The 12400-nt window shown below is 62.2% G+C and carries 16 protein-coding genes and 1 pseudogene; 9 read left to right on the forward strand and 8 right to left on the reverse strand.

Annotated elements, in window-relative coordinates; translation table 11 throughout:
- Window positions 1-11: 11 nt before the first annotated feature.
- Window positions 12-650 (forward strand): hypothetical protein, encoded by a 639-nt coding sequence (locus F1D05_RS17735; RefSeq protein WP_185448692.1) that lies wholly within the window; start codon window positions 12-14, stop codon window positions 648-650.
- A 13-nt stretch (window positions 651-663) separates the two neighbouring features.
- Here F1D05_RS17735 and F1D05_RS43030 read toward each other — a convergent pair whose 3' ends face one another.
- From F1D05_RS43030 to F1D05_RS42575, 3 genes are all read right to left on the reverse strand, one after another.
- Entirely contained in the window at window positions 664-1119 is a 456-nt protein-coding gene (locus F1D05_RS43030; RefSeq protein ID WP_185448693.1) for a pyridoxamine 5'-phosphate oxidase family protein, read from the reverse strand.
- Between the two features lie 92 nt (window positions 1120-1211).
- Window positions 1212-1934, reverse strand: a complete 723-nt coding sequence (locus F1D05_RS42570; protein WP_343066612.1) for a VanZ family protein — start codon at window positions 1932-1934, stop codon at window positions 1212-1214.
- 95 nt (window positions 1935-2029) lie between these two features.
- Window positions 2030-2428, reverse strand: coding sequence for a VOC family protein (locus F1D05_RS42575; protein WP_343066637.1), 399 nt, complete (start codon window positions 2426-2428; stop codon window positions 2030-2032).
- Between F1D05_RS42575 and F1D05_RS17755 the strand changes: the two are divergent.
- From F1D05_RS17755 to F1D05_RS17775, 5 genes and pseudogenes are all read left to right on the forward strand, one after another.
- Window positions 2397-2606: pseudogene (locus F1D05_RS17755) on the forward strand (hypothetical protein); the annotation flags it as partial. The gene F1D05_RS42575 and the pseudogene F1D05_RS17755 overlap by 32 nt on opposite strands.
- A 345-nt stretch (window positions 2607-2951) precedes the next feature.
- The gene (locus tag F1D05_RS17760) at window positions 2952-3614 is read left to right on the forward strand and encodes a DUF3558 family protein (RefSeq protein ID WP_185448695.1); all 663 of its coding nucleotides are present in this window, start codon (window positions 2952-2954) and stop codon (window positions 3612-3614) included.
- A gap of 286 nt (window positions 3615-3900) precedes the next feature.
- Window positions 3901-4203, forward strand: coding sequence for a hypothetical protein (locus F1D05_RS17765; protein WP_185448696.1), 303 nt, complete (start codon window positions 3901-3903; stop codon window positions 4201-4203).
- A 451-nt stretch (window positions 4204-4654) separates the two neighbouring features.
- On the forward strand, window positions 4655-4834 hold the full coding sequence (locus tag F1D05_RS17770) for a hypothetical protein (protein ID WP_185448697.1): 180 nt from the start codon (window positions 4655-4657) through the stop codon (window positions 4832-4834).
- A gap of 944 nt (window positions 4835-5778) precedes the next feature.
- A complete protein-coding gene (locus tag F1D05_RS17775; protein ID WP_185448698.1) occupies window positions 5779-6096 on the forward strand; it encodes a MerR family transcriptional regulator in 318 nt (105 codons plus the stop codon).
- A gap of 797 nt (window positions 6097-6893) precedes the next feature.
- On the opposite strand, the gene F1D05_RS17780 is transcribed toward F1D05_RS17775, so the two are convergent.
- The 5 genes from F1D05_RS17780 to F1D05_RS17800 form a co-directional block, all read right to left on the reverse strand.
- Window positions 6894-7088: a hypothetical protein gene (locus F1D05_RS17780; RefSeq protein ID WP_206686251.1), complete on the reverse strand. Its 195-nt coding sequence runs from the start codon at window positions 7086-7088 to the stop codon at window positions 6894-6896.
- A gap of 477 nt (window positions 7089-7565) precedes the next feature.
- Window positions 7566-8764, reverse strand: a protein-coding gene (locus F1D05_RS17785) for an IS3 family transposase (RefSeq protein WP_185443068.1) whose coding sequence is annotated in 2 segments (ribosomal slippage) — window positions 7566-8500 and window positions 8500-8764 — 1200 coding nt in all. Because the reading frame shifts where the segments join, the coding sequence is not laid out codon by codon here.
- Window positions 8765-9094: 330 nt separating this feature from the next.
- Entirely contained in the window at window positions 9095-9454 is a 360-nt protein-coding gene (locus F1D05_RS43035; RefSeq protein WP_206686252.1) for an HD domain-containing protein, read from the reverse strand.
- Entirely contained in the window at window positions 9444-9911 is a 468-nt protein-coding gene (locus tag F1D05_RS17795; protein ID WP_185448700.1) for an NUDIX domain-containing protein, read from the reverse strand. The genes F1D05_RS43035 and F1D05_RS17795 overlap by 11 nt, the downstream gene beginning before the upstream one ends.
- On the reverse strand, window positions 9898-10677 hold the full coding sequence (locus F1D05_RS17800) for a helix-turn-helix domain-containing protein (RefSeq protein ID WP_185448701.1): 780 nt from the start codon (window positions 10675-10677) through the stop codon (window positions 9898-9900). Before F1D05_RS17800 ends, F1D05_RS17795 begins: the two co-directional genes overlap by 14 nt.
- 104 nt (window positions 10678-10781) lie before the next feature.
- On the opposite strand from F1D05_RS17800, the gene F1D05_RS38925 reads away from it, so the two are divergent.
- From F1D05_RS38925 to F1D05_RS17810, 3 genes are all read left to right on the forward strand, one after another.
- Entirely contained in the window at window positions 10782-10967 is a 186-nt protein-coding gene (locus F1D05_RS38925; RefSeq protein WP_206686253.1) for a hypothetical protein, read from the forward strand.
- Complete coding sequence (locus F1D05_RS17805; RefSeq protein WP_206686254.1) at window positions 10942-11469, forward strand: HAD hydrolase-like protein; 528 nt, start codon at window positions 10942-10944, stop codon at window positions 11467-11469. Before F1D05_RS38925 ends, F1D05_RS17805 begins: the two co-directional genes overlap by 26 nt.
- A gap of 201 nt (window positions 11470-11670) precedes the next feature.
- Window positions 11671-12393: an aminoglycoside phosphotransferase family protein gene (locus tag F1D05_RS17810; protein ID WP_281388959.1), complete on the forward strand. Its 723-nt coding sequence runs from the start codon at window positions 11671-11673 to the stop codon at window positions 12391-12393.
- Window positions 12394-12400: the final 7 nt, after the last annotated feature.

A 12400-nucleotide genomic window follows, 5' to 3' on the forward strand; every position in this document is an offset into this window, starting at 1 on the left:
CAGCTTCAGCCATGAAGCGCCAACCGGAAGACTGGCGGGACGAGGGCGACGACTCGGTCTGGATCACCAGCACGAAACTCACTGACGCCGACATCGACCGACTCCAAAGTGTGCGGTACCTGACGCTTCTGGACACACGCGTGCCCGATGGCTTCCTTGATCAGCTTCCGCAGCTGGAGCTGCTCGATCTCCGCGGGGCCCAGAGCGCCGGCGCCGTACGCCGAGTTGCCGCTTTGCCGAAGCTCCGCGCACTCGCTATCAGTCATGCACGCAACCTGATCGAGCTGCCGAATCTGGAATCTCTCACCTCGCTTGAGTTCCTCGACCTCTATGGGCTCGCTCAACTGGTTGCGTTGCCTCCCATGCGTGAACTGGTAAGGCTGCGACGCGTCAACCTCGGACAACTCGGCCGCCTCAGCGACTGGGCATCACTGACCAGTCTTACCGCGCTCGAAGAGCTTGAACTCAACAACAGGCTGACCCCGGACCTCGACGTACTCGCCCAGTTGGCCGTACGCCCGTCCTTCACCGGCTTCATGTGGTCGGCCCCAGACGAGCCGCAGCGCAAAGTCGCCGCAGCCGAGCAGGCGGCGAACCGGCCCAAGCCCCAACACGTCCGGATAAGAGACCTCTGGAACAGCCGAACCTGAGATCGGCCGACGGTCAGAGCGGAAGGGCGATCGGTACGCGGATGTCCGGGCCATCATCGGCCAGGAGCACAGAGGCTTCGAGGGCGTGTGCAACGTAGAGGCGAAGCGGCTGGGGCGCCCGTAACCGTTCGGGGGAGAACGAGGCGAGCTCGGGCAGTCGGCCACGGAAAATGTCAGTGCACCTTGCGAGATCCGCTTCGCCGACCTGTAAGGCATGAGCGGTCAGGTAGACGGCTTCACCAACGAAGAGCGGCACCTGGGAGTCAAAGATGACGATGCCAACCTCAGACCGATCCGCGAGGTTGCTGGAATGGCGGCTCTCCGGCCGCGAAGCCCAGTAGAAGTCCCTGCCCCCATCGGACGTGTAGCAAACCGGCGACGCCCACGGTCGCCCGTCCCGATCAGCAGTGGCAAGGGTCATGTACTGGTTGGCATCAACAATCCGGCGAGCAACATCTTGCGGCGTCATAAACCCAGCATCACCCGACGACCCCGGGCAAGGAAAGCGCCCTCTGACCTGGGGGTTCGGGGTGGAGCCGGAGGCGAAGAGGTTGGCTGACCTCACCTGTCGGTCCGGTGGGGTTTGCTGCTTCCTTCGCCTGCCGCGACAGGCAGCCTGCCTGCAGATGACGTGGTCAGCTGCTGAGAGACCAGCAAATGATGGACGCTCGATGAGATGGTCGCTGCGATCGTGCAGCCGACGGTGTTGAGCAGGATGTCTGTGACGTCACCTGCGGTCCCGAGTGGGGTGAAGGTTTGCACAACCTCGATCACCGAGGAGAGCAGGGCTGCACCTACTAACGCGACCCCTATGGTCCGTTGCCGTTTGGCATGGCGCGCGATCCATGGCAGGAGGAATCCGGCGGGCATGAACAACAGGAAGTTCACGACGATCTCGGATACCACGGCCTGGCTGGCGAACGGAGCCCAGTTGAAGTACACAGTTCCATTGCCGTCTTGAGGTCTGCCTCCGAGGGTCACCAGCAACAGTCCTATCCCCCATAGCGCACCAACTGTGGTGGCCAGTCGAGTAGCTCGGGTGGCGTCGCGTCGCAGGGTTAGCCGGACCAGCCGGAGCAGCACCCACGCAAGGAATGCCAGTGCTACCACGGCTACCGGAATGATGAGGTTGCTTGGGGTCACGAGAAGCTGACTACCACAGTTCCGGCCATGACCTGACCCTCGATGAACACGTTCTTCTTGCCGCGGGTCACGATGACGACCACTCGCGACGTCCACTCGCCCCTGCGGATCGGGGAAGCGCTGGGCCTTCGATGTAGCCATCCATACCGCCGACAGTCACTACCTGTTCTTCGGCTGCGGTCGACACCGGTCTCTACAGACTTGAGCTGGACCAACTGTGAGACCTCGGGTGCGTCTCATCCGTCGCGGCCCTGCCAGGTGGTCACGCATATTTCGTTGCCCTCCACGTCGGCAAGCACCCAGAACGCGGGGGCCCGAGTCGCGGAAACCAGCCGGCCGCCGGCTGCGAGCGCGGCCTCAATGCGCTGGGGTGCCTCGTCATGCGGAGCACAGAGGTCGAAGTGAATGCGGTTTCGCTGCGGGCGCTCCCGATCCATCCGCTGGAACCAGATCGCGGGACCGTCAACCGTGCGCAGCAGGTTCGAATCCTGCCGGGGGGACCGTACAAATGCGCTGCTCAGACAGTTAGCGCCGAGAGGAAGTCTCTGGCGCTGGCATCTGCCTCGTGAGCTCGAACGATCGAGGTTCTCATTACGAGGAGGAATGACCGCGTGTCGTAGGTCGGGTGAACGGATTCAGACCGATCAACGCGTGGACGTGACAACCGCCGCCGGCCCTTCCGTTGCCGACGGCATCGTCATCGTCGACAAACCGGCCGGCCTGACCTCGCACACCGTGGTGAAGATCCGGCGGCTGGCCGGAACGCGCAAGGTGGGTCATGCGGGCACCCTGGACTCGATGGCCACCGGCGTACCGGGCACCCGATCATTAGAAGACGGATCGCGCGATCGAGGAACTGATCGAAGAAGAGACACAGGCTGCTGAGATGTGGATCTGCCGCGGGGCCCGGGCTACGTCGAGGGTGTTGTCGTAACGCTCGCCTGGATCTGGCGGCGGTCGGGCGTCCCACCGATCGAGGTCGAGCACGCCCACGCCAGCTGACCCTCACGTCACCGCCGACCTAGTTGCAACAACCTGCAAATGCGCTGGTCGCGTAGCGGTTCCGGTGGTTACGGTCCAGAGATGACTGGTGCTCCAAGCAACGACCCGCAGCGCCCGGCGTGGCCCGTACCGCCCGGCAGGTGTGACAATCTCGCGGTGCGAATTCTCATTGCTGCCCTGGCGCTCGCGCTGGTGACCGGTTGCTCGTCAGAGGACACATCTACGCCGCGCTCGGAGTCGACGCCAACTGTCACTCCGCGGTCCTCTCCAGCGGTTTTGTCGAGCTCGACCGCTGCGCCCGACGCCTGCGACCTGCTGACAGCATCCGAGATTGCGCCACTCATGGACGACGCTGGACAAGCGAAGCCCGGCCTGAAAGGTGGACTACCCAACTGCCAATGGGAGAGTCCCGACGGTCGGTTCGTACAGGTGGTTGGCATCGACGCCTCGGAGTGGGCACGATCCATTCCAGAGATCGTCCGCGCACTTCAGGCCTCGGGGCAGTTCTCGGATGCGGAGAACATGCGAAAGCTTCGTGCCGCGGCGAAACTTGTCGAGGCCGGACAGGACCTCGACGCACACGAGGCGTGTTCCTTGTTTTCACAGATGGTGGAGTTGCAGGGTCAGCCGCCGAAAACGTCGTTGGCCGTCTCGGTGCTGCCCACGCGCGCGAATCCGAAGGCTGTATCAGGCCAAATGTGCAGCGTCGGGACCTACACTTCCGTCATGGTTGCCGACGCGAAAGGGCTCAACGGCCCGCTACCCATCAATGGGGTCACGGCGATGACCAAGTTGGCCCATCGTCGAGCCATGAGGTGATGCGCTGTCGGCAGCTCCACGTGTGGCGCACGTCCCTGGCGAGCGGCGGCGTATGACGCGAGGACGTCGGCATGACCAGTTCAGAGCGCGACGCAGCCTTGGCCGGGACGAGATGGGGCCGGTGGCAGGCGATGGGCAGGACAGCTCGTCCCATTGTGGGGCCTCGCCGTCACCGGCGTCACGGGGGTGTTTGTCAGGCAGGGACCTCCCGAACAGTTCTCGTACGGCCCTAGAACGACGCACGTCGCGTGCACCAGCCACGGGCTGGTTCCTCGCCCTGCTGCCGGTGACGTGGGTCGTCTTTGACGTCCTCGCCCTCGAACTGTTCGGCGCAGGAGAATCTCTCGAGGGGGCACTCCTGTTCGCGGCGCTCACGAACTGGGTAGTGGTCGTCGCAGACTCTACGGCGCTCCGCACAGCGGGCGTACGGGTCTCGCCGTGGTGGGGCATCCTCCTTCTCCCCGTCTATATGGTCCTGCGTACGAGGCGTGCGCGCAGTTCGCCAGTAGTCCCCGCTGTGTTCCTCGCACTCGCCGTGGCATACCTGGTCTTCGGCGATCTCATCCTGAATGAGCTCGACCTGCCCTGACGCGCTCTTCACGTGGTGGGCGGTCCATGCGATCGCCGTGGCGGACCCCCCATTCCTCTCCGTCGATCTCCCAGACGATCCGGGCGTCGACGGCGACGTGGTACTGACTGCCGCGTCGGTGTGGCTCGGATCGGGAGCTGACCACGGAGGGGGCGGGCTTGAACGGGTTCGCCCTCGAGGTCCCGGCCGGCACCTTCCGCCAGATCGGCGGAGCAGTCGCCATCGCCGTCTTCGGCGCACCGGCCTGCGCATCAGCCACGCCGCAGCAGCAACCCCCCTCTTACTCGCAGCAGCAAACAGCACCCGAATCCAACCGAGAGCCTGACGAACACGCCACCCACCCAGGCACCCAATCACCTCCGAGCAGAACGGGTCGCGCACCTAACTAGTGCAGAGAAGGTCGTGGCTCTCGGTACAGTTCCTCCGGATTCCCGGCGACACCCTCTACCCCGTGCCCCTGGCCCTAACTCTGTTGTCGGGAGTGACGATCTTCTTCCCCCAGGTCGAGCCGTTCCTGGCGAAGAACTGGTGGCGCCTGCGAGAGCCGTCCGACCTGGAACTGAACCGCATTGCGCCCGCCTGGTTCGCGGTCTGCCAGGCCGCCGGCGTCGCGCGTCGAGGTACGGACTGAAGCGAAACGTAGCGCCTTCTACGGTCGGCTCGCGTGGTTTGTCGGGCGCGGTTCGTCGATCACTGGGGTGTCTCGGCGGAGTCAGCTGGCTCGGAGTCGTTGTCCGGCGCGGACTGCGTGATGTCGTTGGTCGCGGGCCCTGGCAAGCTCCAGTTCCACGGGGCCCGTCGAGTTCGGGCGACAAGTTGCCCACGGCCACAGTGTCGCTCGGCAACCAGACAAGCGAACAGTCCGGGCGCGTCCCCATCCGACGGAGGCCCTCAGCGGGGGCCGAAGGTTCTCGCGACACTCCCAATATCTACCGTGGCGGGATTAGACATTGCCAGATGGGGTGTGTAGTGTTCCTCGTGTTGACAGAGAAGCACAGCGAAGCTGACGTGGACAGCTAACGTCCTGTCCAAGAGTGTGATTGTGAAGTGAAGTTCGACGGCGGACTCCGCCGGGCCGATCAGTGAAGGGGCTCGGGTTTCCCGCCAGGATCTGGTCAGAGTCACTGGAGCCAGTGGTCGGAAGGGGTTCCAGGCTTGACGGATGCAAGCAGCAGTTCGCAGTTGAAATCTGTAGTCGCAGGTGATGTTGCAGTTTGTACCCGTAGGAGCAGGTTCGCAGTTGCAGTTTCGTACTCGCAGTAGCTGTTTGTGGTTGCAGTAGCGGTAGGTAGTTGTTCGAGAAAGAAGGGAAGGGATTACACCGTCGGATCGCCCGCCAGTGCCAGTACTTCGCCGGGCGGGTGCCGTGGTTCCATCGGATTGGAAGGTGGTCTTCGGTTACGCATTCAGCGATCCCCGCAGTGACAGCCTTCACGTGGCGTCCTGCGGATCTGTAAGACCGGCCTCACGGCCGGTAGATGGTGACAATCCATAACCTCTGGGCCCCGGTGCTTCGGCACCGGGGCCCTTCGACATGGAGGCCCGATGACCCCAGACCTGTACACGGAGACCCCGATGAGTACACCCCCGACCACCGGGCCGGCCCACTTCGACGACGACGACTACCCCGCGTTCACGATGGGGCGGGCCGCGGAGATGCTCGGCACCACACCGGGATTCCTGCGGAGCCTGGACGAGGCGAAACTCATCACCCCGCAACGCTCCGACGGCGGCCACCGCCGCTACTCCCGCTACCAGCTGCGTCTAGCGGCCAGGGCCCGCGAGCTCGTCGACCAAGGCACCGCCCTCGAAGCCGCCTGCCGGATCATCATCTTGGAAGACCAACTCGCCGAAGCCCTGCGGATCAACGAGCGGCGCAAGGAGCAGGACTAGCAGCGGATTCGCTGGGCTTCAACACCGGAGGCGACGCGCTGCAAAGCCCGAACCACCTCGACCCTGAGGAAGAGTCCGCACGAGGAAACCTCATTGGCGATTCGTCTGCCGCGCGGCAGGCTAGAACGAGCCAACGGCGGCACCCACCTCATCGCCGAACACCTCCAGAGACTTCCGCTAATACGACGCGCCGCACGGTGGACGGCTTCTTCGAGTCCGGAGGCGAGGTTGACCCGTTTGCCGGGTCGAGGCCGTGTTCGGAGCCTCTACGGGCCCTAGGGAGCCGCTCAGGACGTCGATGGCGCTGTCGGTGGTGGTCATAGCGGGCCCTCCTTTTCGAGACGTTTGGGTCCGTTTGCTGGGGGTTACTGGGTCATTACGATCACCCTTTGAGTCCCGGCCGGGGTTGGGTTGGTCCAGGCCTTGGCGTTCCGACCCATGTGCGCCAGGGCCGCCCTTTTGCCCGGTTGACGGTTATGTGTCAGGCGGTGGCGAAAGGGCGGGTTCTAGTTCGGTGGTGCCGACAGCTGGCCGAGGACGAACGCGGCGCGCCAGGCATCGATGATCTCCAATTCGTACGTCCGAAGAGTTGACCTAGGCTCGATCCGACCAGAGTTCCGCCCCGCCCAACACGTCGAGCGGTGGGGAACACGGCCAGGCCGCGATCTCCGAGCCAGTGCGCCGCACACGCGAGCCGCCCCACGCTGAGGCCATTTCTGCGGGTGCTGTCCTTCAAGTGCCTTTCGATCAACTGCTCAACAGTCGCGTCCGTCCGAGGATTGCGCCGTTGATAGACCTCAGCGACAAAGTCCAGCGCGGACTGTCTCAGCCTTCTCCCAAGCATCTGGGCCGGCTGGAACCGTCTCCTCCAAGTACATCTTCGTCTTCTTGACCGGGTCGATGCCGGAGTAGACGCGCACCCGAAGCGAACCGGAGGGCAGCGCGTGGATGCCACCGGCCTGACGCTTGTGGGAACTGGTCTTCTTTGCCACAAGCGGCATCGTAAGGGCCGTTGGATCCACGAATGGATCCACGAAGGTCGACCGAAGGAGAGAGCTGACCTGCGTTTCCGCAGGTCACGGGTGGAGCCGCCTATCGGAATCGAACCGATGACCTTCTCAGTATCCAAGCGTTCTCGACATAATGCCTGGTCAAAGAGTCGCCCCGCTATGAACTGCCTGATCAGACCACGATTCACTGGATCCTTAAGGGCTCAGGTCGGTTCGTCAGGGATCACTGAGGAGCTCTCGCTTTGTGTACTTTTGAGAGTACTTTTTGCGCGCCGCGAACGCCTGCGGCGCGTACTAAATCGCACCCTTCAGCAGTATCGCGGGGTACGACTTGATACAAACTCCTTCGGAGCTGCCGCGTCGTTCATATCCACGGCTGGCGAACCTGCATCAGAGGAGTTGTCCGCAAGAACTGTCTGAGGTGCCGCGCGTTTCCCGGACAGCTTTTTCACGGTTAATTCACGCTGCGAGCTGCTTTTCCAGGTACTCGTCATGGGCTTGTTGTGGGGTTCGATAGCCAAGCCCTGAGTGGCGACGTTTGGTATTGTAACGCAATTCGATGTAGCGGGCAACGTCGCGGCGTGCATGTTCGCGGGTGGGATATTCAGTGCGATAGATACGCTCGTTCTTGAGAGTTCCGAAGAACGATTCAGCCATGGCGTTGTCGTAACAGATGCCGGTCCGGCCGACCGATTGGCGAAGATTGTTCTTCTTCAAGGTGGCGGCGAACTGGGCGGACGTGTAATTACTGCCACGGTCGGAATGAAAGATAGCGCCGTCAGCGAGTTCATGGTTCCGGACAGCCATTTCGATGGCGGCCTCGATCAGTGGGGTCTTGTAGTTATCGTCCATCGCCCACCCGACCACCGCCTTGGTGTGGCAATCGATCACGGTCGCCAGATAGAGCCAGCCCTCCCAGGTCGAGATGTAGGTGATGTCGCCGACCATCTTGAGACCTGGAGCTTCCGCGGTGAAGTCGCGCTCGACCAGGTCCGGGATCGCGCCGGCCAGGCCATCTCGCTCGGTCAGACCGTGCCGCCACGGCCGCGGCTGACACGGCTCCAGGCCCAGCTCCCGCATCAGGACCCGCACCAGTTCGAGCCCGCACGGCACGCCCCAATCCACCAGATCGGCATGCACCCGCCGGTACCCGTAGGTGTCGTCGGACTCCTCGAACGACTTGCTGATGATCAGCTTGAGATCGGCTCGGCGCTTCGCCGTCACCGAGACCGGCCGGTTCCGCCACTCGTTGAAACTGGACCGGCCCACCCCGAACCATCGGCACATCTGAACAATCGATGGCGCATCAGCGTCCTTGTAAGCCTTATTATCCGCATATTCCGCGTCGATGAACTCGAACCTTTCGCTCATCGATGATCCTTGGCGAAGTACGCTGCGGCTTTTTTCAAGAACGTGAGCTCCATCTGCAACTCCCGCGTCTCACGCTCAAGCTCACGCAGCCTGGCCCGCTCATTCACAGTGAGCGGCGGCTCCTCGCCGGCATGATCACGCCGATACGCAGCTACCCAATTACTCAAAGTCCCCGGATTGATACCGAGCTCTTTCGCTACCTGAGCTACTGGCCGCGAAGTCTCGATCACCGACTTCACAGCTTCCTCCCGATACTCAGGAGTGAAATTCCTCTTCGAACGCGGCAAAATCTTTCCTTTCCAGACAACCCAATCTTAGTTTGGGCACTGTCCGGAAGGTTCGTAGCACCTCAGTCACCTGGGCCGAGACCTGTCAGCACTCCTGACCACGGCAGACACGCTCGCTGTCACATGTCGCCTTGACTGCGACGGACAAGTCTCCAGGTCACTTCCGCCGCTGAGCGCAGGTTAGGAGCTGCACGCTGGACCGACCGATGGACGACGTGGTCCGGCGGGTAGCGCGTCAGAATCTCATCCAAGCGCTGATCTATGGTGACCCGGCCGCCAGTTGGCCCGGTGGTCATGTCGGCGTATGTCAGCGCATTGAGCGCCATTCGATCAGGCATCTCGAACTCGTCGCCTGGAGGCGGAAGCCCACGCTCTGACGCCTCGAACTCCGATCCCGAATGATGTGCCACGAGGCAGTAGATCGTGGGGGCCGCAGTCGGTTCCGTCTCTCAGGTAGCGCGCGCCGTCGGCGGGATGAAACCCGGACGCGGCGATCACTGGGGAGTATCCAATATCGTGAAGCCAGGCCGCTGCCTCGAGGGTGCTCGCCATGCCCCGGAGTCCCGGAGCGAGTTCTCTCGCTGCCTCGGCTACCCCGATCGTGTGAGCCCAGCGACGGGGAAGCGGCTGCTCTAACAGGCTCTGCGCGAGCGTCGCCGCCCATGTGACCAGTGCCGCTTCAGTCGACATGTGAACGGACGCCGTCTCGGTAAGCGTCGATCTGGCGCGTCATCGACGGATGAATATCCAGCTCTGCCAGCTCGTCAAAGGCGAACCAAGCAACATCACTGGCTTCGTCATTGATCGTTGGCTTCCCTGCGACCGGGCGGCCAGTCATCGTTATTTCAAACTCCTGACGCGTCTCGCCGTCGTCATATCTGACGATATGGCCCGGATCCGAGAATACGCCAAGGAGCCCGGTTATTTCGGCAGTAACACCGGTTTCCTCCATGCATTCGCGGATCGCACATGCACTTGGCGTCTCGCCCAGTTCCTGGGCGCCACCCGGTAGCGCCCATTGGCCCGTGTCCCGGCGTCGTTGCAGGAGGATTCGACCACTATCGTCGACAACAGCCATATTGCACGCCGGGATCAACGTGTTGGGCTTCGGCGCCTCAGGGTCATTATAGTATTCAGTTCGCGGCATCTTGAATCCTTCCCGATATGGGCGCCCACGGAGCCGCAGATCCCCAGACAGCTTCGAAGCTGTCGCGATAATGATCAAAGAGTCCCGCAGTCGTTGGATCAACGCGGCGGAAATGAAGTAGGGGGTTCATACTCGCGGGATGGCCCCAAACGTGCGGATTTGCCAGCAGATTGTCATCGAACCTGAAGATTGAGTTGTAGAGGGTCGTCTGATGTAGACGAACCTCACAGCCTTCGACTGACATGATGGACCGAAAATATGTGCGCGCCGCGCGAATCTTCGAAGACAGCGTCCCCTCCAAGCCTTCTTCTTCGTCTCGTCGCGCCACAGCATCGCATCCTGGATCACCAAAACAAATCCGGATTCTGACTCCCATGCGGCAGCGCGCTTCGAGGATGCGACTGATGTTTGGCATCTGCGAAAAGAATGTACCGCTGTACACCAGCACATCAATTGCTTCCGCCGATTCATTGATCAGCGTCTGCCAAGCTTGCAGCGACATTGCCGCCCGATTTGGATACAGACGGACGAGTTCGGATATCGACTCAACCTTGCGGCGATGCTGCTGCTGGTCGACGATCGCAGGCCAGAGATAGGTCTCATCAGAGCCCAACAAGTTGGCGGCAACCCACCTGTACTGCCGGTGCGGCACCCGGCTCTTGGACAGCCAGCGCTCGACGGTCTTGGGATCGACCGCACACGCCTCAGCAAGTGCCTGCACGCTGAGTCCGCGCTGACTCATCGCGGTTCGTAGCCGGTCGTTCATCCTCTGTATCATTCAGGACGCTCAGGGACTTATCAAGAGCGTCCTGTACGTCCCATATGTCTCAGGCGAGGCCTTTGCGCGTGGCAGGCCGTAGGGTCGGGACGGTGAGCCAGCTACTGCTGTGGGATGTCGACCACACGCTGATCGAGAATTCGGGTATCAGCAAGGCGATCTATTCTTCGGCCTTCAGGCGCCTGACCAGTCAGGCCCCCCATCAATCCGCCGATTACGGCCGGTATGACGGATCGCCTGATCATGCGGAAGATGTTCGTGTCGAACTCAGTGTCTGACCCTGGGTGGCCACGAACACGTGATGCGCTTCAGGCCGCTGGTGCCGAGCGTCAGTCCGAGTTGCGCGAGGTCGGCTACGTGCTTCCCGGGGTTCGCGAAGTGTTGCAGCATATCCGTACCCGAGCAGAGGTCATCCAAGCCGTGGTAACCGGAAATATTGTGCAAAATGCAGCGCTCAAGCTCGCCACATTCGCCCTTGAAGACTTCTTTGACCTGGATGCCGGCGCCTATGGCGGAGACAGCGAGGATCGGCACGACTTGGTCCGCCTTGCGAAAATTCGTGCCGAGCGGCTCTACGACGCGGTGTTCGACGAGAAGAACACAACAGTGATCGGCGACACCCCACGCGATGTAGAAGCCGCCCACGAAGGCGGTGCGCGAATCGTGGCTGTCGCAACCGGGGTCGACTCAGAATGGGAGCTCCGTGCCGCAGGTGCGCACCTGGTCCTTCAGGACCTGTCGGACGTCGACCAGGCGGTCTCAGTGATTTTGGGCAGGTAGCACGCCCCAGCGCCGCAAACCTGAGGGTTTTGACGATCGCCGATCGGCGAACCGGTGATTGGAACGACGCAATTCCCGAGGGACGTTCTGCGACCTCAGGACGTCCCGAGAGCGTCCCTCATGGTGGTGATGCCGTCCCCCGCGCTTTCCGTACGGTCCTCCACATCAAACAATGCCGAAGGTATTGGGAGGGCGTAGCTAATGGAGACCGCCACCGGGGACGACTTGCTCAAGACGCAAGTCCATGGCCTGGCCAGTCCCTCCCAGCAGCGGGCAAGTAGCCCATTGAGCCGGCGGGCAGACGTACCGGACCCTGCGCCTGCGTCTGCCCGCTGTTCCAGCTGGCGCACAGGGTCAGACTCGGAACTGCAGCCTGAGTGGTCCGCCGAGGCGGTCGTCAAACCTTTCTCTGTCACACGTTTGTCCGCCGATCGACGCAGCATCATGAAGACCTACCGCGGAATCGACCCGTACCGCCGTCAGCTTCGTGAAGTCGAAGCTCTGCAGCTCGCAGGTCGTTGGGGAATCGCAGTCCCGAAGGTGCTCGCAACCGGCGCCGAGGCGGACGAGCCATGGACCATCTTCAGCGTTGTCCCAGGATCAGTACACCCTGTCCGCACTGGCCAGGATGTTCGGCGGTACCTGCGAAACGTACGCAACCTAACTGCACGACTTGAGGCCCACACCGTCGAAGTAACGCCTGGCGTCGGCTGGAGCCAGCCCTACAGCGAAACCCCATCGAAAAACCGGCAGTTCATGATTGGACAGCTAACTGACCGTTGTCGAACATACGTATGGTGGAGCGCGCTCTGCGCAAGGTTGTCGATCGTCGAAGCCGATCCCACCGTTTACCTCCACGGTGACCTGAAGGCTGAACACTTCCTGATGACGGCCGACGAAGTTCATGTCGTCGACTGGGAGTGAGGTGCCA

The organism is Kribbella qitaiheensis (genome assembly GCF_014217565.1).
GTDB classification, from domain to species: domain Bacteria; phylum Actinomycetota; class Actinomycetes; order Propionibacteriales; family Kribbellaceae; genus Kribbella; species Kribbella qitaiheensis_A.